Here is a 26753-nt window from a genome sequence, read left to right on the forward strand (position 1 = left end):
CTTATAGAAAATTTTTCTTATATTTTAAAAAAACTAAAATAGGCCCTTACGAATAATTTAAAAATTTTGAGAGATAACCTTTAAGATCTTTCCAATGTTTATACAGTATAACGGCAAAATTACCAGCGTAAAATAATAGTAAATGTTTTTCACCCAAAAAGAATTTATAAGTTATGTATGGAGAAAGTACTATAAATCCCATGATTACTCTTAATGCATCCTCTTCTACAGTGGTATCTTTAGGTTTTATCATTGTAAAGATAGTAAAAGTGGCTCCTAAAATAGTAGGAGCCTCCCATTTGGTAAGTACAGACCATGCTCCAAAGGATACAGCTACAGCTTTTCCCCCTTTAAATCTTAACATAGGAGAAAAGGCATGTCCAAGTACTCCAGCAAGAGCAGAAAAAGCTATGATATATTTATTCTCTACCATACCTAAGGATATAAAAATGGTAAGGGGTAATGCTCCTTTCAAGTAATCAAGGAGTAGGGCTAATATGCCATATTTCCATCCCTTTGCTCTCCATAAATTTGATGCCCCTGGGTTTCCATCTCTTATTTTTGATAGGTCTATATTTAACATCTTAGCTATAATATATGAGTACATTATGGAACCTGAAAGAAATTGAAAAAGAATTACCAAAATGTTAATCCACACGAATTTTTCTCCCCTTCCATATTACTGTTTTTGTAAAGAAGGTTCTAAATATGGAGTAGGAAAAGACAAATAAAAAGAAGATAAAATGTAAGGGAAAAAATAGGGCATCATACCATTTATAATCTCCTAATTTTCTTTGTAGTATATAAAATTGAAAGACATAAAGGGGGTATAGTATATTGAAAAGATTGCTCTTGAAATAGAAGATGCTGGCATATACACCATAAATATAAAAGAAAATAAGAAGGAAGTTTAATAGGTTAATTGAAAAAGCTCCTTTGGCCATATTTTTACTAAAACCTCTGAAAAGATCTAAAATCCCATTAGGATACATTCTAAATTTTATATATCCATTTCCTAAGAAGTTATTTACAGGTATGTTTTTTTGAATGCAATTTTTGGCAAGGGACATGTCTTCTACTACTTTATCTTTGACCTCTTTATGGCCCCCTACCATTTCGTAATCTTTTTTAGATATCAACATGGCTGGTCCAAAGGCCCCATCTTTTTTACCCAATAATGCCATGGAGAATATGGATACTAAGTTAAAGGTAAAATTCAAATGCTCATAAAACCTTTCAAATCTTTGATATGGCCAACAAGATACCAATCCTTTATATTTTTCATAACTTGTTAAAAGAACCTCTATAAAATCTTCTCTTGGTTCCACATCAGCATCAAGAAATAAAAGCAATTCACCTTTTGATTCTAAATATCCATTCCATATTGCCCAGTTCTTTCCTACCCATCCTGCTGGTGGCTCTTCATGTAAAGACACTACCTTTACATTAAATCTTCTTGCTACCTCTTCTGTATTATCCTCAGAATTGTCATTTACGACTATGATTTCATAAGGTCTGTAAGTTTGCCTTTCAAGAAGAGAAAGAAGCTTGGGAAGATTTCTCTCTTCATTTCTTGCAGGGATTATAACAGAGATCTTATAGTCTCTTGATATCAGACCTTCCCTCTTAAGAAATTTAAGAGTCTTATAGTATAACCAACCTATTCCCCAAGAAATTATAATTATAATTTCTTTCATTTTTTCAGATTATAGCATTTTTTTGTGTTTTTAAAAAATTAAAATAAGTATTATAATAGATCATAAAAGGTTAAAAATTTATTAAAATACTTGGGGGGGTGTCTTATGAGTAAAAAGAGAGTATTTTCCATCTTTTAATCCTATTTTTAATGTTAATTTTTGTAACAAACATTGGTGCGCAAACGAAAAAAGTAAGACTTAGTATTATAGATGTGGCAGGAAATTTACAACTTACTAAAGATGCTATAGAGGCCTTTAAATTAGCTCATCCTGATTTAGTAGAGGATATTGAGTATTTGAAGGCCACCGCTCCAGAACTTCCAGCAAAAATAAAGGCGCAACAGATGGCAGGAAATGTAACTACTACTATGGTACTTACTGGCTATGATGCTATGGCCTCTGGTTTGGAGATGGGACTTTGGGAAAATATCTATCCAACCTATAAGCAATATTTTCCTGGCCTTGAAACCAAGTATCTTCCTGGAGCAAAAGCGGCCTTTGATCTCTTCCAAGGATATGGAATAGTAGTAGTATATTGCCCCGGAGGACCAATGTTTACCTATAATCCTGAGAAATTAAAGAAGGTACCTCAAACAGCTGAAGAACTTCTTGAGTGGGCAAAGGCAAATCCTGGTAAATTTATGTATGCAAGGCCTGCAAACTCTGGACCAGGAAGATGCTTATTGCAAGGATTGCCCTACATATTAGGTGATAAAGATCCTAAAAATCCAAAAACATGGGATAAGACATGGGCATATCTAAAAGAGCTTGATAAGTATATAGATTATTATCCTACAGGTACTGCGATTACTTTTAGAGCTTTAGCAGAGGGAAGTGTTTATATTATTGCAAGCCATCTTGGTTGGGATATGAATCAAAGGATATTGGGAGTAATTCCTCAAACCTTCAAGGGTTTCTTCTTGAAAAATACTACTTGGGTAACAGATGCGCATTTTATGTGTATGCCAAAAGGATTAGATGAAAATCGCAAAAAAGCTACACTTCAACTTATGGCATGGCTTTTAAGACCAGAAATGCAAGCTTTAACATATGATAATGGATATTTCTATCCTGGTCCAGCTATAAAAAATGTTCCTCTTAGTAAGGCTCCAGCCGAAATTCAAGAAAAGATTAAATCTGCCATGAGGAAAGAATATGAAGATGCTATAAGAAAATTCCCATCAACTACCCAACTTGGAGCAAAAGAATTAGTAGAGGCTTTTGATATGTGGGATAGACTAGTAGGATCAAAAGTAAAGTGAATAATAGGATGGAAGGGGAGGATTATTTCCTCCCCTTTTTGAAAATATGAAATCAGGGTAAGGGGGATAGAATGAAGGATTTTAAGGAAATTAAAATTCAAAATCTTGTAAAATATTATGGCAACAGAAAGGTTGTGGATAGTTTTAGTTTAACTATCGAAAATGGTGAATTTATTACTCTTTTAGGACCATCTGGGTGTGGAAAAACTACTATTTTAAATTCAATAGCAGGGTTAATACCTATTGATGGTGGAAGTATATACATAGATGATGAATGTATAGATGATGGAAAGAGATTTGTACCACCTGAAAAGAGAAACTTTGGGATGGTTTTTCAAAATTATGCCCTTTTTCCTCATCTTACAGTTTTTGAAAATGTAGCTTTTGGACTTAGAATTAGAAAAATTCCAGCTTCAGAGATAAAAGAGAGGGTCATTAAGGCTTTAAGATTGGTTCATTTAGAGGAGCATGTTGATAAGTATCCAAGACAGCTATCTGGTGGTGAACAACAGAGGACTGCCTTAGCTCGTTGTATAGTAACAGAACCTCGTCTTATGTTGCTTGATGAGCCTCTTTCCAACCTTGATGCCCTTCTCAGAATTGAGATGAGGTATGAATTAAAAGCCATTCATGAGAAATTAGGTATTACTACTATATATGTAACTCATGATCAGCAGGAAGCATTAGCACTTTCTGATAGAATAGTAGTGTTAAATAAGGGGAGGATTCAACAAATTGGTACTCCAGAAGAAATATATTCATATCCAAGGAATTTATTTGTAGCTCATTTTTTAGGATTTAGAAATATATGGAATGTGGATGTAATCCATGTAAAGAATGGAGGAATAGAGTTTAAATTAGGAGATTTTGTTTTAAATGCAGTATTAAATGAGAAATACAAAGAACACGTTCTTAATTCTATTAGGGATAAAAAGAAACTTTATATTTCTATAAGACCAGAAGATATAAAGATAGGAGAAGGACCTAGTAATTCCTTAGAGTTGAGGATTGAGGTTATAGAATATTTAGGGCAGGTAAGACAGCTTTGGGGATACTTAAATGGTAATTTACGTATTGAAATATCTACTATTGAAAAGGTAGTGCTTAATCCAGGGGATAAGATTAATATATATATTCCTCCTGAGAGAATTCTTGTTTTTCCTGAGGAGGATGTCCAATGAAAAAGAGAGAATTTTTAACAGTATTTTTATTGCTTTTACCTGTGCTTATATATTTTATTTTCCTTTTTATCTATCCCTTTATATATGGTCTTCTTTTAAGCTTAACTAATGATGAAGGAAAATTTACCTTTGCAAATTTTATTAAATTTTTATCTGATCCTTGGGATGCTAATACTATATGGATTACTTTAAAGATAGCCATACCTGCTACTTTATTGAATGTATTAATAGCTATGCCTCTTGCCTACTATATGCGTCATGGAATAAAGGGAGAAAAATTAATATCTTTTCTTTTGATTTTACCCATTACATTAGGGAGTGTTTTTGTGGCAGAAGGTATGCTTACTTATATGGGACCAAACGGTTGGCTTAATAAGATATTATTAGCATTAAAAATAATTGATAAGCCTTATAGATTTACTCATAGTTATTTAGGAGTACTTCTTGCATTGATAATTCAAGGTTTTCCCTTTGTATTTTTAATGCTTTTAGGATATATATCTGGAATTGATCCTACCTTAGAGAAGGCTGCAAGTATACTTGGTGCAAGCAGATGGTATATATTTAGAAGAATTATATTCCCTCTTTGGATGCCAGGAATAGCAATGGCTACCGCTTTGAATTTTGTCATGAACTTTACAGTTTTTCCTTCTGCTGTGTTATTAGGTCAACCATCTGGGCCTACAAGAGTAATTTCTATAGCAGCTTACCAATGGGCTTTTGAAAAATTTGATTTTCATATGGCATCTGCTATTGCCATTATTATGGGCTTAGTAGAACTTATCTTTATTCTTATTGTTATGCTTATAAGACAAAGATTTTTCAAAATTGTTGCTACTTCAGGAGGAAAGGGATAGGAGGGATTTTTTAAATAATGAGAAAGATAAAATTTTCAGGAATCTTATATTGGATAGCCATCTTTGTTTATGTATTTAATGTTTTAGGGATAATCTTTACTGTAGTTTTGAATTCTTTAAGTAAAAATTGGTATACAGATTGGTTTCCTAAAATATTTACATTAGAATGGTATTCATATATGGCTAAGGAACATGATCTTCCACAGCTTCTTTTTGCCACTTTTGCAGTGGTAATATCTGTAGCTTTGATCTCGCTTCTTATTGGTTATCCTGCTGCGTATATTTTTGCAAGATATAATTTTAAATTTAAAAATGTTCTTCTATCTCTTCTTCTTGTACCCATGTTGGTACCTCCTATGACTTATGGGATACCTTTAGCGGCCATGCTATATAAATTAAGACTTGCTACAAGGATTTCTGGAGTAATTCTTGCTAATTTAGTGCCTATAATTCCATATGTGGTACTCATCTTATATCCCTTTATTGAACAGATAGATGTTAGTTATGAATCTGCTGCAAGAATTTTAGGAGCAAGTAGATTAAGAACCTTTGTTAAGGTATTATTACCTTTAACAGTGCCTGGTATATTTACTGCAGCCCTTCTTTCTATTGTAAGAACTATTGCCATGTTTGAGTTGACCTTCTTGGTAGCAGGGCCAAAATCTCAAACAGTTATTGTAGCTCTTTATTATGATGCCTATGCAGCTGGGACACGTCCTCCTCAGGCCATAGATGCTCTTGCGGTAGTTTATTTTCTAATTACTGTGACTTTCCTTTTAATAGCTTTAAAATTTGCAAGTCCTACCCAATTTGTATATAGGGGTAAATGATTTACAAATGAGGGGAAGGGAGTAAATTGTGGGGATTTCTATTTACTGAGGGAAACTTGTAGGTTTTTTAAGAGATAAACATAGGAAATGTGGGTAAAGTAGTAATTCTTAAATTATTTGATAAAGTTAAAAACATCCATTCTTCTTTCGGGAGTTTTATCTGGGTAATTGTTTGTATATCCCAAGGTTACTGTCCAAAGAGGTTTATATTCTTCTAGTATTCCTATTACTGTATTTGCATGATGAAAGACATTAAAATCTTCTTTTTAGCTCTTTCTCTGATAAACGCATCCTCAGAAGAAAGCATAATTTGCCTTAAATCTTCATTTATTTTGTTTAAAAAGGCTTTATTTTGAATTACTGTAAAGAACCATGGTTGACCATTTCTTGCAGAAGGGGCGTAAATGGCGCATTCAAGTATAATTTTTAATTTTTCTTCTTCAATATAGTTTTTATTACTTCATTGTCTAAATTTACCATATTAATTCCTCCTAATTTCAATATTTTTCTATATTTTTAAGGTGAGAAGGAGGAGGTTAACTAAAAAACTATATTTTCATTTATAATTATATATCTTCTTCTCCTTAATTTAACAATGCATGAAGTATTAAAGGGTGTGGTAATTCCTTTTAAAGTCCTTTTTTTAAATTTTTCCATAGGAATTATTAAGGTAGTAAATTGATAATTTTTTAAAAATTGGAAGGGGTAGGAATAAAGAAACCTTAATAAATTATAACCCTCCCAGATTAAGGGAGGGTTATGATATATTTTTGTAAGGGAATTATCATTTATTATAGGCTAAAATTTTAAACCTGTCATAGCGATTCCTTTTATTACATATCTTTGAGCAATTAAGAAGACAATGAGTATAGGAAAGACAACAATAGTTGATCCTGCAAGAATTGTTCCAATGTTTTCTCCATACTGTCCTGCAATAACTGATACTGCAACAGGTAATGTGTACATGCTTTCATCAGTTGCTACAATAAGAGGCCAAAGAAAAGAGTTCCATGCTCCAATAAATGCAAAAACAAAAGAAGTTATAAAAAATGGTGTAGAAAGAGGTAAAATTATTTTAAAATAGATAAAAATTTCGTTTGCTCCATCTATTTTAGCAGACTCTATTAAATCATCAGGTATTCCTTTTATAAATTGTCTCCAGAAAAATATACTTCCTGCTCCCACAAGACCTGGAATTATAATCCCTTGATATGTATTTAGCATGTTAAGAATTCTTACTATTAAATATGCAGGAATCAATGTCATTTGACCCGGAATCATCATAGTAGCTAAAATAAGAAATATTAAAGTATCTCTTCCTCTAAATCTAAATTTAGAAAAGGCGTATCCCGCCATTGAATTAAGAAGAATAGAAAGAGGTGGTGCAATGGTAACAATAATTAGAGTATTTAAGAGAGGTCTCCAAAAATTTATTCCTTTAAAAAGATCTATATAATTTTTAAGGGTAATTTCTGATGGAATGAATTTGGGAGGAATTGTGTATATTTCTCCAGGAGTTTTAAAAGATGTAATAAGCATCCAAAAAAAGGGAGTTGCGGTAACAATAGAAGCTATAATTAAAAATCCATGAACTAAGATTTGCTGAAGTATACCTACTTTTCTTTTTCTCATATTTTCACCTCTAATCCTGAAAAACTCTCATTTTCATTTGAATATAAGTTAGGCCGAAGATCATAACAAATAAAATAAGCGCAACAGAGGAAGCGTATCCAAATTCAAAGGCTCTAAAACCTTTTTGATATAGATATAAAACTATGGAAAGGGTAGAATTTAAGGGTCCTCCTCCTGTTAACATATAAGGTTCTTCAAATAATTGTAAATAGCCAATTCCTAACATAACTGATACAAATAGAAGTACTGGTCTTAATCCTGGAAGAGTAATATACCAAAATTGTTGCCATCTATTTGCCCCATCAATTTCAGCTGATTCGTATAATTCTTCGGGAATTCCTTGAAGCCCTGCGATAAAAAGGAGCATATTAGGACCTATTGCCTTCCATACTACAAGGGAAACTACTACAAACATTGCCCATCTTGTATCAGAGAGCCATTCCTGAGGTGGTAATCCAAAAAGTCCTAAAAACCAATTCAAAAGGCCATATTTAGGATTTAATATCCATGACCATACTACCGCTATGGCAATAGTACTTGTAACAGATGGAAGATAAATAAGTAGGCGAAAGAAATTTTTAAAATAAGTTTCCTCTCTATTTAAGAGAAATGCAAAAAGCAAAGAAAAAAAGATAGTTAAAGGATAAGCAAGAATAAAGGCATAAAATGTATTTAGGACTGCTTTCCAAAATAAGTCATCATGCAAGACATCTATAAAATTTTGGAACCAGATAATTTTTGTTTTACTCCAATCCAAAAAAGAATAAGCATTAAAATCTGTTATGCTTAAAAATAAAGATGTTATTACAGGAAGAACAGTAAAGACTAACAAAAGGAGTAAAGATGGACCAATAAATAAAAATATCTCCCAGATTTTATTCTTCATTATATAAAGATACCCCCTTAAAATTAGATAGGGGCTGGATAATTCCAGCCCCATTCTTTACTTCCTCAATATCTTCTGTAAATCTTTGTAAAGAAGTTCTACTCCTTCTTTAACATCTCTATTTCCGAGACATACCTCTTCTACTCTTCTCCCTAAGGCGGTTTCAATCTTATCCCATTCTGGAACTATAGGTGTAGATTTTGCATCATCTAATTGCTCTCTGAATACCCTTGTTATTGGGTCGTTAGAAAGTTCAGGCCTTTCCCATACTTCTTTTAATGCAGGAAGCGATCTTAAAATCTTATACCACTCCAATTGGTTTTCAGATCTTGTCATAAACTCTATAAAGCTCCAAGCTTCTTTTTTGTTTTTTGAATCCTTGAATATTACCCAGTTTGATCCTCCTACAAAAGATGTTCTTGTCTTTTTCTTTGGCATTATTGAAACTGTCCATTTCCCCGTAATTTTGGGAACCTGCTCCTTTATCATGGAAACCATCCATGGACCTGAAAAGAACATTGGGAGAAGTCCTGATTCAAAATCTACAAAGACATTTGCCCCACCTTTTGCTACAAGATTTTCTTTGAAGAATCTGGAATAGAATTCTAAAGCTTCTATAAATTCTGGATTCTTAACAAGGATATTCTTATTCTTGTCAATAATATCTCCACCATTCTGCCAAACGAAGGGCATAAAGTTTGCAGCTTCTGTTGGAGAAAGACCTATTCCTGTTTTCCCTACGCCATATTTTTGGGAAAGTTTTTTAATTGCATCATAAAGTTCATCCCATGTATCTGGTGCCTTGTTATATCCTACTTCTTTAAGCATATCTGTTCTATAATAAAGTACCCTCACATCTACATACCATGGTACTCCATATACTTTATTGTTATAAACTACAGTTTCCCATGAGCCTGCAAAGAAATTTTCAGGCTTAACTACTTTAGATTTAGCAATATAGCTTCCAAGATCCTCAAAAGCTCCCATAGCGGAAAAGGGTGCCATCCAAGTAGTTCCCATCATAGCAAGATCTGGGACCTGTCTTCCAGCAACTCCTGTTAAGATCTTACTAAAAGCTGCAGTCCATGGAAGAGGTTGGACATCAACTTTTATGCCTGTCTCCTTTGTGAATTTTTCTGCCATAATGTTTAGATTTTTTGCCTCTTCTCCCATAGCCCAAATTTTTATTGTTTTAACTTGAGAGAGGGAAAAAGAGCTTAAAATTATTAAGAGGATCATAATTATTAATAAATTTCTTCTCATTTCTTACACCCCCAAGGCCTTTTTATAGGGGGGAGTTTCTCCCCCCTAAATTTTTTACTTAAGCTCTAAGGTTCCCCAGTTTTCAGGATGTGCCCATATCTCAGGGAGATCAACCCAAGATAGCATATTTTCTCTTACATATGCACCAATACCTGCATCTTGCTTATTAGAATTATGTATGGTATGACAGAATCCAATTTTTATTCCCTCTTTAGGGATTACACCTAAATATTTCCAGGGTATGGCAACTTCTATATCATATCCATAGTCAGTCCTCTTAGAAGCAACTTTTACTTCTGGTGCTACAACTTTTATATCTCCGGGATTTGCATCTTCATGTCTTACCGCTTGAACATTTCCTGTGGTATCAAAAGGTAAAATTGCAATCTTAAATATTCCTGCATTGGAGCCTGCAACTAATGGATTAAGGTAAAATTCTATGGAATCTGTTCTATAGAATGCTCCAATATCTGTAGGGGCTATATTTATTACTAAATATTCATCATAGACCTTAGCATAAAGATATAGATATTCATTATCCCACAAAGCATAGAAGTTACTATGAAGAATTTGTTTTTTCTTATCTACTTTTGTAAATCCTGGTACATTCATATCTTCAGTAACTTTATTCTCAATTGCTAATTTCCATAAATCTTCAAAAATTCCATCAATCTTTGGAGAAGATTCTATTTTAACTGCTTGTGTAGACTTCATCTTTGCCTCTAAGGCTTTCTTTTCATATTCTTCTTTATACCAAGGAGTAACTGCATAATCTGCCCTCTTATACTTGAATCCTATCTTTCTCATTGCATCTCTTACGTATTTATTTTGCATAAAGTATTTCCAAACCATACCTGTTCTATAGTTTTCTATCATGAGTAAAATAGTCCCTTGATCAATCCCTATGTGTTCTTTAGAATACCAATTTTCATCCACATTAAATCCACTGACAAATCCATATTTACCCCAGATTAGTGGTCCATGCTTAGATAACATTCCTTTTATAGCCTTCATACTAAGATCTGGAACAAAAGGTAGTGCTCCGATGGATGCATAAGGAACTATAGTTCCATCGTGATTTCCTTCTGATGCTCCATAGGCCCTGTATCCTCCGGGACCATCACCTGCGGAAAGTCCCCATATATCATCATCATATGTTTGATACTCACTCTTTCTTAGGAAGGTAAACATGTAATTGTATCTTGCTGCAGCTGCTGCATTATTAAAGTAATTTGCATATTTGTCTTCCTTATTCCTAAAGTCTATCCAAATATTGGGATATAGATAGACAAAGAGTACTTCATCTTTAAATGAGATGTATGTGTCATTTATAGGTCTTGAATATAGATCCCATGCAGAAACTGGAATAGGATATGTAGGTGAACCTATAGCTAAGAGAGTGGCAAGAATTCCTTCATCAAAGTTATCTCCCCATCTCCCTCCGAGAAAACCACCTTCAGGCTTCCATCCCATAGATAAGGTGCTTCCACCTGCAAGCATCCATTGCCAATTAACATTTCTGTATATTTTATCTGCAAGTGATTCTATCTCTGTTCCTTTGAAGTATTCTCCTACAAAGATTACACCAGCAAGAAATAGAGCAGTATCAATAGATGATAATTCGCAGTTCCATACTCTTTTTCCTGTCTTCATATCTACAAAGTGATAGAAGAAACCATTATATCCTTCTACTTTTCCTTCTGCAAAGCTCTTTAAAGTGGTAAGTACTCTGTTATACCCTTCTGTCTTTGTTATCCATCCTCTTTCAATTGCTATAGGAATTGCAGTTAACCCAAATCCTACAGCTGCTATACTTGATGGTGAATCTGCTGTGCTTCTATCTTTTATTAGCCCATTTTCTGGATTTGCCTCATTCCAGAAGTATTGGAAGGTCTTTTTCTGGATTTCGTCTAATAATGCATTATCACTTAAATCTAAAAGTCTTGTTACTTCTTCTTTTATCTTAGGATCTGCTTTTGCAAGAAGATCTTCTCTTGTTAATTTCTTCTTCTCTATCTTCATGAAAAGTCCATCTATATAGAATGGTTCTGTCAAAGGTATTTTATTTCTGTTTTCATCATATCCTGCAAAGGCAAGGTAAACCATATATTTTCCACCGACTTCTGGTCTTGTCATTTCTCCTGCAAGTTCAAAGGTTATAGCATTCCATCCATCAGTGGGTTTTGTGCTTGAAAATACTCCTCCGACCCATCTCCATTCTTTTGTAAGATCTGCCATTCCAAGGAAGAACATTTCTGGTTAATTTTCATCTCTGGTGGAATATATAAATTAAGTATAATCTTGTTTCCTCCTTTATTCCATATCTCAATCTTATCTTTTGGTATAGGCATTGCTAACTTTGTCTCTAAATTCTTACCATCTGGAATTACCTTCATTGAAGCATTTCCCTGAATTACATATTCAGTATTTAGTTCAAAAACCGCTCCAGTATTGTCGTTATTGAAGGTTTCAATCTCCTCTTTTGTATCCATAGTCCATATATATGCAAATTCTCCAACATAACTTACATATAATCCATCAATATAGAATGCATCCACTAATGGAACTTTATTTCTTTTTTCATCATATCCTGCAAAGGCAAGATAAACTTTATATTTCCCATTCTCTGCCAAGCTTTTCATCTTTGGAGTAAGTACAAATTCTATGTCATTCCATCCTTCTGTAACTTTTGTATTTGAGAATGTACCATCTACCCATTCCCAGCCTTTTGTAAGATCTCCCATTCCCATAAAGAACATTTCAGGCTTAATCTTCATTTCTTCTGGAATGTATACTTTCATAATTACTTTATCACTTTCATTCCATATGCTTATCATATTCTTTGGAAGCCATAATGCTACCTTTGTTTCAAGGCTCTTTCCATTAGGTATTACCTTCATAGAATTTGTACCATTTGCAACATAAATATCGCTTAGTTCAAAAACTGCTCCTGTATTATCATTATCAAATGTTTTTATCTCAGATAATGTATCCATGCTCCATATGTATAATTCTTTGGTTTCCTCGAAGGATTCAATAACTACTTTATCTACATAGAAAGGGTCCTTTATGGGAATTTTCTTTCCATCCTTTTCCTCAATAAATGCAAAATATAGCATGTATTTTCCATCAGATTTAACATCCTTCATTTTGGGAGAAAGCTTAAATTCTACTACGTTCCATCCATCTACTGCTTTACTTTCTGAGAAAACACCATCAACCCAAGCCCAATCAGTAGTTACATCTGCTATTCCAAGGAAGAATTTGTTGGGTTTTGTTTCTGCAGATTTTTTAATGAAAACTGATATCTTTAATAAATCTTTTTCTGCCCATTTTGATAATATCTCTCCAGATATTTGGAATGCTATTTTTGTTTCATCAGATTTTCCTGAAGGAATAATTTTTATAGAATGTTTTCCATCTGCTACGTATTCTATGCTTTTTTCAAATTTTGCTCCTGTATTATCATCGCTTAATCCTGTTATTTCATCCATAGGATTTACATAATCAAAAGAAAAAGAGAGATTTCCAAGAAAAATTAATATTAAAATAATCATTAAAAATCTTTTCATAAAAAACCCCCCTTATTTTTGTTTATAAAAGGAACAAAAATCTTTTAATTTTTCTCACCCCCTTTTAAATATTTACTTCTACAAAAACAGGATTCTTAGGCCCTTGATAATTAATAGTGTCCCCATTAATTTTTTTACCATCTAAAAAGATTTCAAATTTTCCCTTTCTTCTTATATAAATCTCATAAATTTTTCCTCTAAATAATCTTTTAACTTTTACTTCATCCCAGTTTTCAGGAATGTTTGGAGAGATTTTTAAACCTTCCCAGGTTGGAATTATTCCTAAGATTCCTTCTATTCCCGCTATGAAATACCAAGTTGCAGATCCTGTATACCAGCTCCATCCTCCTCTTCCAAAATATTTTGAATCTGGACCATCTACATTTCCACATGTTACATAAGGTTCTACTTGGTATAGATCAGGGTTCATTCCTCTATAAATGGGCATAAAACTTTTATAAATCTCGTAAGCAATCTTATCTTTTACTTTGCATACTGCTAAGACTGCCCAACATCCTGCATGGGTATACAGTCCCCCATTCTCTCTAACTCCAGGTGCATATCTTGTAAGATATCCAATTTGTGGATTAGGTTTTGTATAAGCAGGATATAGCAGTAAAGGACCATATTCTCTAAAAAGATATTTTTTCATAGATTCATAAGCTTTTTCTTTTTTGTTCTCTTCTGCAGAATCATTTAAAATTGCCCAACTTTGTGCATTTAAAAATATTTTTCCTTCCTCACATGATTTACTTCCAATTGGCTCGCCATTATCCTTAAAGGCTCTTATATACCATTCTCCGTCCCATCCATATTTATTAATTGCTTCTTTAAGTTCTTTTGCTCTTTCTCTATAATATTCTGCTCTATCAAAATCTTTTTCTTTTTCTGCCACATAAGAAAAATCAAGAAGTATTCCATATAGAAAGTGCCCTAACCATATACTTTCACCCTTTCCTTCTGTTCCTACTGCATTCATTCCATCATTCCAATCCCCATTTCCTATTAATGGAAGTCCTCGAGGACTAAATTTCTTTAAACTTAGATCAATGGCTTTATAGCAGTGTTCATATATTGTTCCTTCACCGCTATCTATATATGGGATGATTTCTTTAAGGATAGACCAATCATCTGTATTTTTTAAATATCTAATAACTAAAAAGGGAAGCCAAAGTCTATTGTCAGATATCTCATTTCTATGTCCTATCTTACTAATAGGATGCCACCAATGATAAACATATCCATCGGAAAATTGATGTTTTGCATGAAGTTTTATCTGATCAAAAGTTTTTTTAGGATCAAGATACAAAAATATCTGACTATCCTGTAATTGGTCTCTAAAACCATAAGCTCCGCCTAATTGGTAATATGCTGTTCTTGCCCAAAGTCTTCCAGAAATGGCTTGATATTTTAGCCAGTAATTATTCATAATATTGAAAGCTGGATCTTTTGTCTCTACATAAAAACCAGATAATAAGTCTTCCCACATCTTTTTAACATCTCCTAAGGCTTTCTCTACTTTTTCTTTTGTATTGTATTTTTCTAAAATTTTTTCAATATTTTCCTCAGAGTTATTCTTTACTGCTCCAAGGGAAAAGATTAAGATTTTTTCTTCACAAGGATCAAGTTTTATATCAATTTTCAAAGATGCGATATCATCTTCCCACTTTCCAAAAGTATTTGTTAATCTTCCCTCAATAAGTGCCTTAGGAGAGACCAAGTCCCTATACATTCCTATAAACTCTTCTTTTGAGCCTTCTGCTTCACTTACAGGATAGTTTACCCAATGGAAAGCCGTATAATCCCAATCTTTGTTCCAATGTTCTCCTTTCTCATTAGGGATTTCCCATAATCTTTTCCTTGAATAGATATAGTTTTTTTCTTTGTTAAAATAGGTTTCAATAAAGGTTCTATGAAATTCTCTATGCCAATCAGGAGCGGATCCAAGATTCCATTCAAGATAAGTAAAAAGAGAAAGGTCTTTTTTCTTTTTATCTTCGTTTATTATTTTAAGAATCCATATTTCTAATGGATCCTTTAAAGGGACAAAAAGAGTTAATTCAAAAGTTATATTGTAATATTTTGTTTTAAATATAGAGTAGCCAAAGCCATATATGGCTTCAAAATTTTCATAATCTGAACATACAGGTTTCCAAGGTATGGACCAAAAAATTTTTTTCTTGTTATCTCTTACATATATATATTTTCCAAAATCATCTTTTATAAGATCTTGATTCCAGCGAGTTATTCTATTTAGAGATGCATGAGTCCTAAAGCTATATCCAGAACCTGTGTTAGATATAACAATACCATAATCTCCATTACTGATAACATTTATCCAAGGTTTAGGAGTTTGTGGAGTTTTTATGACATACTCCTTCCCATTTTCAGTAAAATAACCATATTTATTTTCGAAAAGTTTCTCTTTCATTTTATCCTCTCATATATAATTTATTTTGAAAAAAATATGAAACGTTTCTACTTTAATTTTATTTTAAATTTTTCTTCTGTCAAGAGTAAATTTTGTAAATAATTTAACTTTAAAATTTTAGTATTTCTATTTATTCTTTATAAAAATCCTTGAAGATTTGAAAAAAACTGTATAAAATTATAAAAAACGTTTCTTTAAAAGGAGGGATTTTATTTGGTCACTATAAAAGATGTGGCAAAGCTTGCGGGTGTTTCTATTTCTACTGCTTCTTATGCATTGAATAATAGTAATAAGGTAAGTGAAAAAACAAGAGAGAAGGTTTTAAAAGCTGCAAAGGAGTTAAATTATATCCCTAATAAATTTGCTCAAAATTTAAAAAAGCTAAGAACTGATTTGATAGCCCTTATAGTTCATGAAATTAATGGCCCCTTTTATGATAAATTGGTTCAGGGAATCCTAGATGTGGCTCATATTTTGGGATATAATTTAGTCATATTTTGCGAATCTGGTCATGGAAGACCATCTTCCTTGGTTTTTTTAAAAGAAAAAATATTTAATGGTGCCATAATAATGACTCCTGTGGTCTCAAATGATGATATTAAAGAGCTTGTAGAAGAAAACATACCCTTGGTCCTTTTAGATAGGAAATTAGAAGAAGTTAATGTATGTAGTGTTCTTATAGATAACGAGAAGGGTGCTTTTGAAGCAGTAAGACATCTTATTGAATTAAATCATAGGAAGATTGGTTTTATTAGTGGTCCTCCAGATTCTTATGATAATAAAGAAAGATATAAAGGATTTGTAAAAGCAATGGAAAAATTTGGATTAAAAGTATATGAAGATTTAATTATTCAAGGTAATTTTACTGAGGAATCAGGTTATAAAGCAATGAAAGAGTTTATCTCAAGGAAAAAAGGAGAAATGCCTACTGCATTTTTCTCCTCTAACGATGAAATGGCAATTGGAGCGATGAAAGCTTTGCAAGAAGAAGGTTTTAAAATTCCTGACCATATATCCATTGTGGGATTTGATGATATAAACTTAGCCCAATATGTACAACCTAAGCTTACAACTGTAAGAAGACCAATGTATGAACTTGGTTCATTTTCTGCTCATATGTTAATAAATACAATAAAGGGAAGGTTAAAATATAGCAATATTACCTTAGATGTTGAGCTTATCTTAAGGGAATCTACCAGGAAAGTCTGATTACTTCTTCTTTTATTCCTTTATCTGTAACCTCTAACAAGATAAAATGGGGTTTCCCTTCATCAATTTCTGTTGATACGTAAGGGCGAGCCCCTCCAATTCCTGAAATTATATAGGTTACTCCATTTATTACCTTTCTATAGTACATATGAATATGTCCTGAAAAGACATAATTTACTTTATATTCTTCAAAAATTCTCATAAGTTCCTTAGACTCAAAAGGATCTGCCTTATGAAATAAGAAGAAAAAACTGGGAGATATAATGGGCTGATGCATGAAAACAAATTTATATTTTTTATCTGTGTTTTTTAATATGTTAATAAGCCAATTCATTTGTTCTTTTCCTATTTTTCCTGAAGAATTATTAAGAATTATAAATCTTGAGTTTTCGTAATCAAAATAATAATAAAGAGGTCTTCCTGTAAAGGCTTGATACTTTTCACCTTTGGGATCACCCTTTAGATCGTGATTTCCAGGGACAAAATAAATGGGAATTTTGACATCTTTTATAAGATTTCTTAAAAAATTATATTCCTCTTCACTACTATTATCTAAGATATCTCCCAATTGAATAATAAAATCTGGTTTTCTTTTTAAAATTTCAGAAAAATTTCTCTCAAATACTCCCTTTACAGGTCTTCCTGCTCTATCACCAATTACTGCAAAAGTAAAGGAATAAGAGATAGAAAATATTTCCCAAAAGACAAAAAATATCAAGAATATTATCTTAAGTATTTTTTTAATCAGCTATCTCACCTCTTAGATAAATGGACTAAAAGTCCAAATTGAGACAATCTTGTTACTATTATACAAAAAGGGTGGTTAAAATTTAAGAGTTATAAAAAGGAATTGAAATTTATACCTTTTGAAACTCTTGAGGTTGTGTTAAAATTTTAAAAAATTATTTAAAAAATTAGAGGAAAAGAAATGAAGATATTAGTTTGTTTTTCTTAGAGACATATTTAATAAGAAGATATTTAAGACTTTTGAGGAAAGATTAAAGAGGTAAGATATGAGAAATAAACTTTTTATAGCTGTACTTCTTGGCTCTTTTATTACTTCCTTTTCTGCCTCTGCTATTAATGTGGCTTTACCTGCTATTGGCAAGGAATTTTATCTTTATACTGTTTCCTTAAGCTGGTTGTCTACTTTATATCTTCTTTCAAATGCTTTTTTACTTCTTCCTTTTGGTAAGATTGCTGATATTTACGGAAGAAAGAAATTATTTTCTATAGGATTATTTGTATTTTCTATTGGAGCCTTAATAAGTATATTATCTTTTAATTATGATATTCTCGCATTTTCAAGGATTATTCAGGGGTTTGGAGGATCTATTCTTTTTGCCACAACCCCAGCCTTAGTATCGTCTATTTCATTATCATCTGAGAGAGGTAAAAATTTAGGATATTATGTTACATCTGTGTATTTAGGTTTGTCTTTGGGACCATCCTTAGGAGGTTTTCTTACTAAGTATTTTTCCTGGAGAAGTATTTTTATATTTACTTTAATATTAGGGATGATTTCTTTTATAATGAGTCTTTTTGTAGAGGAAGAATTGGAAGGACAAAGTAGTGTGAAATTTGATCTTTTAGGATCTTTTCTTTATGCCTTTTCTGTTACTTTTATTTTATTAGGACTTTCAAATCTGAAGAATGAATTGGGAATCATGGGTATTTTATTTGGAGCTTATTTATTGTTTTTATTTTATTACGTAGAAAAGAAGATATCTAATCCTATATTTCCTATAAATCTTTTTAGGAATAGAAGATTTATATTTTCAAATTTATCAGCTTTTATAAACTATGGTGCTACATCTGCCCTTTCTTTCCTTTTGAGTATATATCTCCAAAGTGTAAAATATATTGCTCCTCATATTGCAGGTTTTTTACTATCCTTTCAGCCGATTTCGCAGGTTATATTTTCTCCATGGGCAGGAAGATTATCAGATAGGAAAGATCCAGGTATAATAGCTTCTTTGGGTATGTTGATAATCTCTATAGTTATATTTTTCTTATCTTTTCTTTCTCCTAATACTCCAATTTTTCTTATCTCTCTATCTGGATTTTTCTTAGGTTTTGGTTTTGCACTTTTTTCCTCGCCTAATACCAATGCTATTATGGGGAGTGTGGATAGAAGTCTATATGGTGTAGCTTCTTCTACTTTAGCAACCATGAGAGTTTTAGGGCAGACCTTTAGCATGGCACTTGTTAATTCTGTTTTTTCTATTTTATTGAAGGATATGTCAGGTTTGGAATTTTCTCTTGATTTTATGTATGCCTTTAGAATACTTTTATACATCTTTACTTTACTTTGTGCTTTAGGTATATGGGCATCTTTTCAGAGAAACAAAGAGTAGATTTTAATTTTTTTATTTTAACGAGATATTTTTCTGCTTTTTTATTTTAGAAAATTTAGAAAAAGTGATCTAAATCACTTTTTTGATTTTATTAATGTGATAAAATAATATCAAAATTTTAAAAAATAATGGAGAGGGGGATGATTCTCATGATTATTAGAAAACTCTTTATATTAATTCTTTTAGTATTGCTGATAGGAGGTTGTACTCCAAAACCTACTAATAATCCTCCCAATACTCCATATAATCCAAATCCTCCAGATGGTGCAACTTCTGTAGTTCTTGATCCAGTATTGAGTTGGCAGTGTTCAGATCCAGATGGTGATCCTTTAGTATTTGATATTTACTTTGGAACAAATGCTAATTCTCTATATTGTATTAAAGAGAATCATAACTCTACGAGTTATCATATAATGGATTTAGCATTCAATACTACGTATTATTGGAAAGTAGTAGCAAAGGATGGAAAGGGTGGTGTCAAGGAAGGACCAGTATGGAGCTTTACTACTCAAGCTGAAGGACAAACGAATAATCCACCAAGTGTTCCTGCTAATCCAAATCCACAAGATAATGAAAATAATGTTCCTACGGAGGTTATTCTAAGCTGGGAGTGCTCAGATCCAGACAACGATCCTTTAGTATTTGATGTTTACTTTGGAGTAAATCAAAATAATTTAGGAATGTTAGTGAAAAATCACCCTACAAGTAGCTATCAGGTAAAAAATTTAAATTATAATACCACCTATTATTGGAAAGTAATTGCAAAGGACAGTAAAGGAGCTCAAACAGATGGACCAACTTGGAAATTTACTACAACTCAGAGTGGAGATGTAACAAAGGCAAAGTTGTTAGTAGCTGATTTAAGAAATACCATACTTACAATTCATGACTATAAAGGCATAGGGGTTCCTGGAATAGTTGATACACCATTTAATAGATTATCTGAAGAAATACATGAGAAGATTGTTCCAGATCTTAGTGAAACAATAGACAGAATAGGATTTATTTTATCTTGTGTATCTCAAGCATCTCCACCAGGAACATATACCTTTGAGTATACAGAGATAGGTTATGTTCTCCATATAACTGCTGATGTTAATCAATGGGAAAATTCATCCTCGATTCAGATAGCTTTTCAAGGATATAAAGGTAATTCTCTAATTGATGATGGTAACCTTACAGTTAATTTTGATGCTAATAATTTCCCAACAAATGGAGAGTTAAATGTTACTATGGGAACTAATGATGGTAATATGAGTATAAATGGAAACTATACAGCAACAAAACTTGCCAATTCTAATTTCCCTGCCACAATAACAATTACTGGTATGATTACTTCACCCTATTTAAATATCGATTTAAGAAATAATAACAGGAAACTTTATGCAGAGTTTGGAGAATGGTATGATCAAAATCAAGAGAGATGGTTATCTTATTTGAAGAGAATATATGTTTCTGGACAAATTACCACTACAACAGCACAGGCAGAAGGAAGTCTTGATATAACATTTGTACATGTAACCTATCAGAATGGTAATACTCAAAATCCTCCCAAGAATATCTCCTTTACAGGAACCTTTAGAGAGATGATGAATGGTCAGCCAACTGGTGCTTACTTTACAGGTACTATTACAGGTGAATATTTAAATCCAGAAAGTTATAATCCTTATGAGGAGTATGGTCCTAATAATTTCCCTAAGTGGAATGCCAATTTTACAGGTCATATAGAAGCTCCTCAAAGACCAAAAATCGATGCAAATCTTGGGATAAGACATGATACATATCAAGTTTATGTTATAAATGCAGGATATGAAAGGACAAATCCTGATGGTTCAAAGGTATGGCTTAAGACGCCTCAGAGTCCTGTATCATCTTATAACGAATCAACAAGAATATTAAATGTTACTTTGAATAATCAAGATGGATTAATTGTTAGCTTTACAGTAGATGGGAATCAAAGTGGAGATGATGTATTTACAGGTACTATAAAAAATAATGCTGGTATTAAACTTGCTGATCTTTATCTTTTAAATGGTGTTCCCATGGTTAAGTATATTGATGGATATATAGAATCTATATTTTAAAAAAGATTTTTAGGGGAGAGGATGTCCTCTCCCCTTTTAGTTCTATGAAGTTAAAATTGATCCCTCTGATATTCTTTTTTGTTATTAAGATTTGTTATGGTTTTTCCTTTTCAAGTGATGCATTCTTTTCTTTTAGTAGTATATCTTTAAGTAATTTTATTAGTATTTCTGGGGATGGTATTTTAAATGGAGATATAAACACAAATCTAAAGAATCATATGTTCATGTTGTATGGGAATCAAATGAAAGTTTCTTTTAAGGGATTTGAAATAGGAGCTTTATTCTATAGTGAATACTATGGTTATATTAATAATTCCACGTTGAATTTTATAAAGGGATTGATTAATAATGATCTATCAGTAGGTGATTATGATATTTATGGAGAGATTAAAGGGTATTCTGTAGGTGGTATTTATATGAAAAGAAGGGTGGATCTTGGAGATTTTTTGGCTCTGAATTTCAGTCCTAAATTATACATAGGCCTTGATTATCAAAATGGTGTTTTGAAAGGTAATTTTTCCAGGATAGATGAGGTAACATATAGCTTTGATCTTTTACTTGATTATATTTATAACAAAAATTTACTTTATACACGTATGGATAATGCAAAGGGTAAAGGCATAGGTTATTCCTTTGATTTTGAGATTGTTTTTAGTCCCTTTGAAAATTTTTCCTTTTATATAAATATTCAAGATTTATGGGGAAAAATTTTTTGGTTCCATATTCCATATACTGAGGCTAAGACATCTACTGATAGAGAGTATGTGGATGAGAATGGCTATATTGTCTTTAGACCTTTAATAAGTGGCTATGAGGGTTGTAAAGACTTTATTCAACTTCTTCCTTTGGAATTAAATATAGGTATAGCTCATAAAGGGGAAAAGGATGAATTCGTTATGGAACTATCTTTCAAAGAAGAGTATAAATCCCTTTTTATAAGATATTATTATAGTTTGTTTTCATCAAATATTGAAAAGTTAACACAAATCAACTTTGGAAGGTTTAAAATAATGGACAACCTTTCCCCTTCAGGTTTCTATTTTCTATTTTATATAGATAATTATCAATTCTTTAATATGGTTTATGGTCTTTCCTTTTTAATGTAAATTTTTTCTTCTGAGCTTTTTAGCATGTCTCCCGATACCTTTATATAAATCTCTCCTTCTTCTTCAATACTCTTTATGACAGCCAAGGCTTTCCCTTTATATAGATATCCAAGAGAGCTTACAAAAGATCCATGGAAAAATGGATCCGAATTTCCAAGGGCTATTAATTTTCCACTTCCCTTTACTTCTACTGTTATTTTATTATCTGCATCGGGTACTTCCAAGCCTTTTTCATCCACAGCTATAATTTTTACATAGCATAGATCTCCATAAGAAATTAGTTCTTTTCTATCAGGAATAAGTATTAACTTTGAAGGATCAGAAGTAGTTTCCAATCGATCTCTACCAACCTCTTTTCCATCTTTATAAGCTATTACTTCCAATACACCAGGTTCATAAGTAATATCATAAATAGTCTTGAATTTTACTTTTTCTCCTGATAATTTTCTTCCAAGAGATTTTCCATTTAGAAAGAGTTCTACTTCATCAGCATCTGCATAAATATATATTCTTATAGGTTTTCCTTCATATCCTTTAAAGTTATAGATTCTTTCTACTGGTTCCCATGACCATGCTCTCATGTATAATTTTTTCCCGTAAAGTTCTGGAGGAAGTGCAAATATAATAGGATCTTTTCTATTTCTCCATACTATATCTCTGTAATAAGATTGGGGCCTCTTTTCTCCGCATATATCAATATCTCCACAATTTGCTAAAAACCATGGATATTTTCCTAAGAAATTATTGGCTTCTTCTCTATCTATAGATACTCTTCCGATTCCTGCCTCTCCAAGATAGTCAATGGCAGTCCATACAAAATCTCCAATAACATTTGAATTTTCTAATGTTTCTTTCCAGTTATCATACATGGTGTAAGGGAATGTCTCAGTGCCACATATTATACGATCTTTATATTTAATCCTATCGTACGCATACCTTTCAATCTTATAGTTATATCCTGCCACATCTAAGAGTTTAAAGAATCTCTTTGTTATTTCTCCCCATCTTTCTTTTGTTTCCTCATTGCCCTTCCATATACCTAAAAGGACAATATTGTCTTCCTCCATATCTTCTACATTTATACTTTCAAAAGAAAGTCCACAAAAGGCAGAAGTAACAAATCTTGTAGGATCAAGCTCTTTTACTTTTTTAGCTAATTTATCACTCCATTCATATATGCTTGAGTATCCTTCTTCTCTTTCCCAGTCTATTCCAGATCCCCATGTAACTTCATTCCCTATAGACCACATAATGATGGAGGGGTGATTGAAATCTCTTTTTATAGTGCTTTCTACCTCTTCTTCCCAGCATTTTTCAAAATATAGGTGGTAATCATAGGATTTTTTGCCGCATGTCCAAACATCAAAGAATTCGTCAATTACTAATAGTCCTAGCCTATCGCAAGCAGATAAGAAAGAGGGAGCATAGGGATTGTGGGCGAGCCTTACAGCGTTAAATCCATTATTTTTAAGAATTTCTACCTTTCTTTCTTCAGCTCTGTCATAACTTTTGCTTCCTAAAATCCCATGGTCATGATGTATACATCCACCCTTTAGTTTTATTGGTCTACCATTGAGTTTAAGCCCTTCCTCAGGAGATATACTTATACTTCTAATACCAAATTCGGTCTCAGATGTGTCAATTTCTTTATTGTTTTTTATTACTCTTGCTCTGATTTTATAGAGATAAGGATTTTCTATATCCCAAAAGATAAAATTAGAAAGTTCTATATCTGTTCTAAATTCTTTTTCTTCTTTTGAATCTAAATAAAAATCTATCTCTTTTGATTTTATTAACTCGTTATTTTTTGAGAAGATTTCAAAGACTAATTTTCCATTTTGAACTTTGTCATCGGTGTTTTTTAATATAACTTTGGGATATATAATAGCCTTTTCATTATTTAATATGTCGTATGTTATATGAAATTCCCATGGTTTTATATAGACTTTATCTCCTACATGTAGCCAAACATGTCTATAAATACCTGTTCCTGCATACCAACGAGAACTCGGTTTATGGGTATTTTCTACATGCACAATAAGGATATTCTTTTCTCCAATTTTTACATACTTAGTTATATCTACAAGGAAGCTTGTATACCCATAAAAATGTTTCTTTACTAAGAAACCATTTATAAATATTTCAGAGATTCCCATTATTCCTTCAAACTCCAAAATTATATTTTTATCTTTGTATTCTTTTCCAAAATCTAACTCTTTTTTGTAAAATAGGCTACATCCAGCGGTAAATCCTTCGTCAGGTCCTGACGGATTTTCTTCTCTTCTTTCCTTTTCAATAGCTATGTCATGGGGCAAATCTACTGGAATCCAGTTTTTTTCTCTCATAACAGAGTCAATATAGTTAAGAGGACTTTCTAAGTATTCCCATGATCTATCTATATTTATCTTTTGCATATTAATACCTCCTTTGTAAAACTAATTTGGAAAACAGGCAACTTTATGTTGAGGAGAAACTTCTATAAGTTTTGGTTCTTCTTCAGCACATTCTGGTTTTGCTTCTGGACATCTGGGATGAAAAGCACATCCTGGTGGTGGGTATATTAGTGATGGTGGACTTCCAGATATACCTTCTCTTTGTTCTTTTTCTCCTATTTTAGGGAGAGATTGTATGAGATATTTGGTGTAGGGATGGATAGGATTTTTAAATATTTCTTGAGTTGGTGCCTCTTCAATTATTTTTCCTGCATACATTATAGACATTCTTGTAGTTAGTTGAGCATGTATACCCATATCATGGGTTACTATAATAATGGTATTTTTAAATGTTTCTTGGATATCTTTGAGTAGCTGAATGACAGCTCTTTGGGCCACAACGTCTAAGGCAGTAGTTGGTTCGTCTGCTAATATCACTTGAGGATGCAGTAGGGTTGCAAGAGCGATTACAACTCTTTGACGCATTCCTCCTGAAAGTTGATGGGGATAGGCTTCTAATATTTCAGGAGATAGCCCTAAATCTTTTAAATGTTCTCTCATTAGATCAAAGTATTCTTTTATATCCTTTGCTTTTATATGACTTTCTAAAATTTCTAAAAAGGAATCTTTTACTTTTTTAACAGGGTTTAATACATGCATGGACCCTTGGGGTATATAAGAGATGAAGGACCATCTTAAATTTTTAATCTCTTTTTTGGTAAGAGAAAAAACGTCAATAAAATCTCCATTTGTTTTGTAAAATAATTTTCCATCTATAAGTTGGAGTGGAGGGTCTAAGTTAGCAAGTAATGCTTTTAAAAGAGTAGATTTTCCACAACCGCTTTCTCCTGCAATACCATATATTTCATTTTGTTTTATACTGAGGTTAACATTATTGACTGCTTTAATTACTCTCTTTTCTCCCCAATATTCCAGGATATAAAAGGCTTTTAAATTTTCAGTTTTTAATACTTCGCTCATTTTTATGCTCTCCTCCCATTATATAGGTGGCACTTAACTATCACATTATCCACCGTTACTTCTTTTGGCTCTTCTTTTTTACAAGTCTCCATTACATTTTGGCATCTTCCTGCAAATTTACAACCTGTTTTAAGGTATTCTGTATATTCAGTATCTGCAATACTTATTTTTCTTTTCCATTTTTTATCTGGATCGGCTTCAGGTATAGACTCTATGAGAAGTTGAGTATAAGGATGTTTAGGATGAATTAGTACTTTATCTACAGGTCCCATTTCTACAATATTTCCTCGAAACATTATTGCAATTCGCTCACTAACATAATAGGCAGTGGCAAGATCATGGGTTATGTATAGAACGCTTAGTCCTGTTTCTTTCTTTAATTTTGAGAAAAGATTTACTATTGACATTCTTAAGGATGCATCTACCATTGAAACTGGCTCATCTGCTATTAATATAGATGGATTGGTTAAAAGAGATCTTGCAATGGATGCTCTCTGAAGTTGTCCTCCAGAAAGTTCAGTAGGATATCTACCGTTTATTTCATCAAAAGATAGTCCTACTGCTTTTAATTTCTCATTGATTATCTCTTCCGCATGAGATTTATTTTTAGCCATTTCGTAGTTAAATACAGTCTCATAGAAAATATCATCTATAGTTAGAAGAGGATTAAAGCTTTCAAAGGGGTTCTGGAATACTGCTTGGACCTTTTTTCTAAAATCTTGAAATTTATTCTTTTGAATAGGTTTATCTTCTATAATGATATCTCCAGAAGTTGGTTCTTCAAATCCTAAAATTATTTTAGCTGTGGTAGTTTTTCCGCAACCACTTTCTCCTGCAAGGGTAAATGTTTCAGCTTTATTTATATAAAAGGATACATTATCAACTGCAGTTATTTTAACTTTTGAAAATATACTTCCTATTGAATATATCTTTTTTAGATTTTTAACCTCCAATACTTTTTCCATTTTTAATC

21 protein-coding genes are annotated in these 26753 nt (G+C 32.2%); 8 read left to right on the top strand and 13 right to left on the bottom strand.

The genetic code is table 11. The features are described from left to right. Nucleotides 1–46: 46 nt before the first annotated feature. Together ACY3JM_RS01740 and ACY3JM_RS01745 are read right to left on the bottom strand one after the other, a co-directional pair. Nucleotides 47–658: a glycerol-3-phosphate acyltransferase gene (locus ACY3JM_RS01740; RefSeq protein ID WP_463111552.1), complete on the bottom strand. Its 612-nt coding sequence runs from the start codon at nt 656–658 to the stop codon at nt 47–49. Then, entirely contained in the window at nt 648–1697 is a 1050-nt protein-coding gene (locus ACY3JM_RS01745) for a glycosyltransferase family 2 protein (protein ID WP_463111553.1), read from the bottom strand. Before ACY3JM_RS01745 ends, ACY3JM_RS01740 begins: the two co-directional genes overlap by 11 nt. A 149-nt stretch (nt 1698–1846) precedes the next feature. Here ACY3JM_RS01745 and ACY3JM_RS01750 point away from each other — a divergent pair, with 149 nt between their 5' ends. The 4 genes from ACY3JM_RS01750 (at nt 1847) to ACY3JM_RS01765 (ending at nt 5827) form a co-directional block, all read left to right on the top strand. Continuing rightward, nucleotides 1847–2959, top strand: coding sequence for an ABC transporter substrate-binding protein (locus tag ACY3JM_RS01750; RefSeq protein ID WP_463111554.1), 1113 nt, complete (start codon nt 1847–1849; stop codon nt 2957–2959). Nucleotides 2960–3030: 71 nt separating this feature from the next. Next, nucleotides 3031–4140 (top strand): ABC transporter ATP-binding protein, encoded by a 1110-nt coding sequence (locus tag ACY3JM_RS01755; protein ID WP_463111555.1) that lies wholly within the window; start codon nt 3031–3033, stop codon nt 4138–4140. Then, nucleotides 4137–4997, top strand: coding sequence for an ABC transporter permease (locus ACY3JM_RS01760; protein ID WP_463092080.1), 861 nt, complete (start codon nt 4137–4139; stop codon nt 4995–4997). Before ACY3JM_RS01755 ends, ACY3JM_RS01760 begins: the two co-directional genes overlap by 4 nt. 17 nt (nt 4998–5014) lie before the next feature. Continuing rightward, the gene (locus ACY3JM_RS01765) at nt 5015–5827 is read left to right on the top strand and encodes an ABC transporter permease (RefSeq protein WP_463111556.1); all 813 of its coding nucleotides are present in this window, start codon (nt 5015–5017) and stop codon (nt 5825–5827) included. 226 nt (nt 5828–6053) lie between these two features. On the opposite strand, the gene ACY3JM_RS01770 is transcribed toward ACY3JM_RS01765, so the two are convergent. The 7 genes from ACY3JM_RS01770 to ACY3JM_RS01800 all read right to left on the bottom strand — a co-directional run bounded on the left by ACY3JM_RS01770 (nt 6054) and on the right by ACY3JM_RS01800 (nt 15611). Then, nucleotides 6054–6272 (bottom strand): nitroreductase family protein, encoded by a 219-nt coding sequence (locus ACY3JM_RS01770; RefSeq protein WP_463111791.1) that lies wholly within the window; start codon nt 6270–6272, stop codon nt 6054–6056. Nucleotides 6273–6625: 353 nt separating this feature from the next. Continuing rightward, the gene (locus ACY3JM_RS01775) at nt 6626–7459 is read right to left on the bottom strand and encodes a carbohydrate ABC transporter permease (protein ID WP_463111557.1); all 834 of its coding nucleotides are present in this window, start codon (nt 7457–7459) and stop codon (nt 6626–6628) included. Nucleotides 7460–7469: 10 nt separating this feature from the next. Next, nucleotides 7470–8345 (bottom strand): carbohydrate ABC transporter permease, encoded by an 876-nt coding sequence (locus tag ACY3JM_RS01780; RefSeq protein WP_463083080.1) that lies wholly within the window; start codon nt 8343–8345, stop codon nt 7470–7472. 57 nt (nt 8346–8402) lie between these two features. Further along, the gene (locus ACY3JM_RS01785; protein WP_463111558.1) at nt 8403–9608 is read right to left on the bottom strand and encodes a sugar ABC transporter substrate-binding protein; all 1206 of its coding nucleotides are present in this window, start codon (nt 9606–9608) and stop codon (nt 8403–8405) included. Between the two features lie 54 nt (nt 9609–9662). Further along, on the bottom strand, nt 9663–11861 hold the full coding sequence (locus ACY3JM_RS01790) for a glucoamylase family protein (protein ID WP_463111559.1): 2199 nt from the start codon (nt 11859–11861) through the stop codon (nt 9663–9665). Next, a complete protein-coding gene (locus ACY3JM_RS01795) occupies nt 11765–13180 on the bottom strand; it encodes a hypothetical protein (RefSeq protein ID WP_463111560.1) in 1416 nt (471 codons plus the stop codon). The genes ACY3JM_RS01790 and ACY3JM_RS01795 overlap by 97 nt, the downstream gene beginning before the upstream one ends. Before the next feature lie 64 nt (nt 13181–13244). Next, nucleotides 13245–15611, bottom strand: a complete 2367-nt coding sequence (locus ACY3JM_RS01800; RefSeq protein WP_463083083.1) for a GH36-type glycosyl hydrolase domain-containing protein — start codon at nt 15609–15611, stop codon at nt 13245–13247. Nucleotides 15612–15824: 213 nt separating this feature from the next. Between ACY3JM_RS01800 and ACY3JM_RS01805 the strand changes: the two genes are divergently transcribed. Next, nucleotides 15825–16820, top strand: a complete 996-nt coding sequence (locus ACY3JM_RS01805) for a LacI family DNA-binding transcriptional regulator (RefSeq protein WP_463083084.1) — start codon at nt 15825–15827, stop codon at nt 16818–16820. Here ACY3JM_RS01805 and ACY3JM_RS01810 read toward each other — a convergent pair. Beyond that, the gene (locus ACY3JM_RS01810; protein ID WP_463083085.1) at nt 16804–17538 is read right to left on the bottom strand and encodes a metallophosphoesterase family protein; all 735 of its coding nucleotides are present in this window, start codon (nt 17536–17538) and stop codon (nt 16804–16806) included. The genes ACY3JM_RS01805 and ACY3JM_RS01810 overlap by 17 nt on opposite strands. A 295-nt stretch (nt 17539–17833) precedes the next feature. Here ACY3JM_RS01810 and ACY3JM_RS01815 point away from each other — a divergent pair, with 295 nt between their 5' ends. From ACY3JM_RS01815 to ACY3JM_RS01825, 3 genes are all read left to right on the top strand, one after another. Beyond that, on the top strand, nt 17834–19177 hold the full coding sequence (locus ACY3JM_RS01815; RefSeq protein ID WP_463083086.1) for an MFS transporter: 1344 nt from the start codon (nt 17834–17836) through the stop codon (nt 19175–19177). A 149-nt stretch (nt 19178–19326) separates the two neighbouring features. Next, nucleotides 19327–21261 carry a fibronectin type III domain-containing protein gene (locus ACY3JM_RS01820; RefSeq protein ID WP_463111561.1) on the top strand — a complete coding sequence of 645 codons (1935 nt, stop codon included), beginning with the start codon at nt 19327–19329 and terminating at the stop codon, nt 21259–21261. A gap of 44 nt (nt 21262–21305) precedes the next feature. Next, complete coding sequence (locus ACY3JM_RS01825; protein ID WP_463111562.1) at nt 21306–22367, top strand: hypothetical protein; 1062 nt, start codon at nt 21306–21308, stop codon at nt 22365–22367. Here ACY3JM_RS01825 and ACY3JM_RS01830 read toward each other — a convergent pair. The 3 genes from ACY3JM_RS01830 to ACY3JM_RS01840 are packed head-to-tail and all read right to left on the bottom strand — an operon-like array spanning nt 22343 to nt 26745. After that, a complete protein-coding gene (locus ACY3JM_RS01830) occupies nt 22343–24781 on the bottom strand; it encodes a glycoside hydrolase family 2 TIM barrel-domain containing protein (RefSeq protein WP_463111563.1) in 2439 nt (812 codons plus the stop codon). The genes ACY3JM_RS01825 and ACY3JM_RS01830 overlap by 25 nt on opposite strands. 21 nt (nt 24782–24802) lie before the next feature. After that, nucleotides 24803–25780: an ABC transporter ATP-binding protein gene (locus tag ACY3JM_RS01835; protein WP_463083090.1), complete on the bottom strand. Its 978-nt coding sequence runs from the start codon at nt 25778–25780 to the stop codon at nt 24803–24805. A 2-nt stretch (nt 25781–25782) separates the two neighbouring features. Then, on the bottom strand, nt 25783–26745 hold the full coding sequence (locus ACY3JM_RS01840; RefSeq protein WP_463111564.1) for an ABC transporter ATP-binding protein: 963 nt from the start codon (nt 26743–26745) through the stop codon (nt 25783–25785). Nucleotides 26746–26753 lie beyond the last annotated feature (8 nt).

It is taken from the genome of Dictyoglomus sp. SSW (assembly GCF_055181335.1).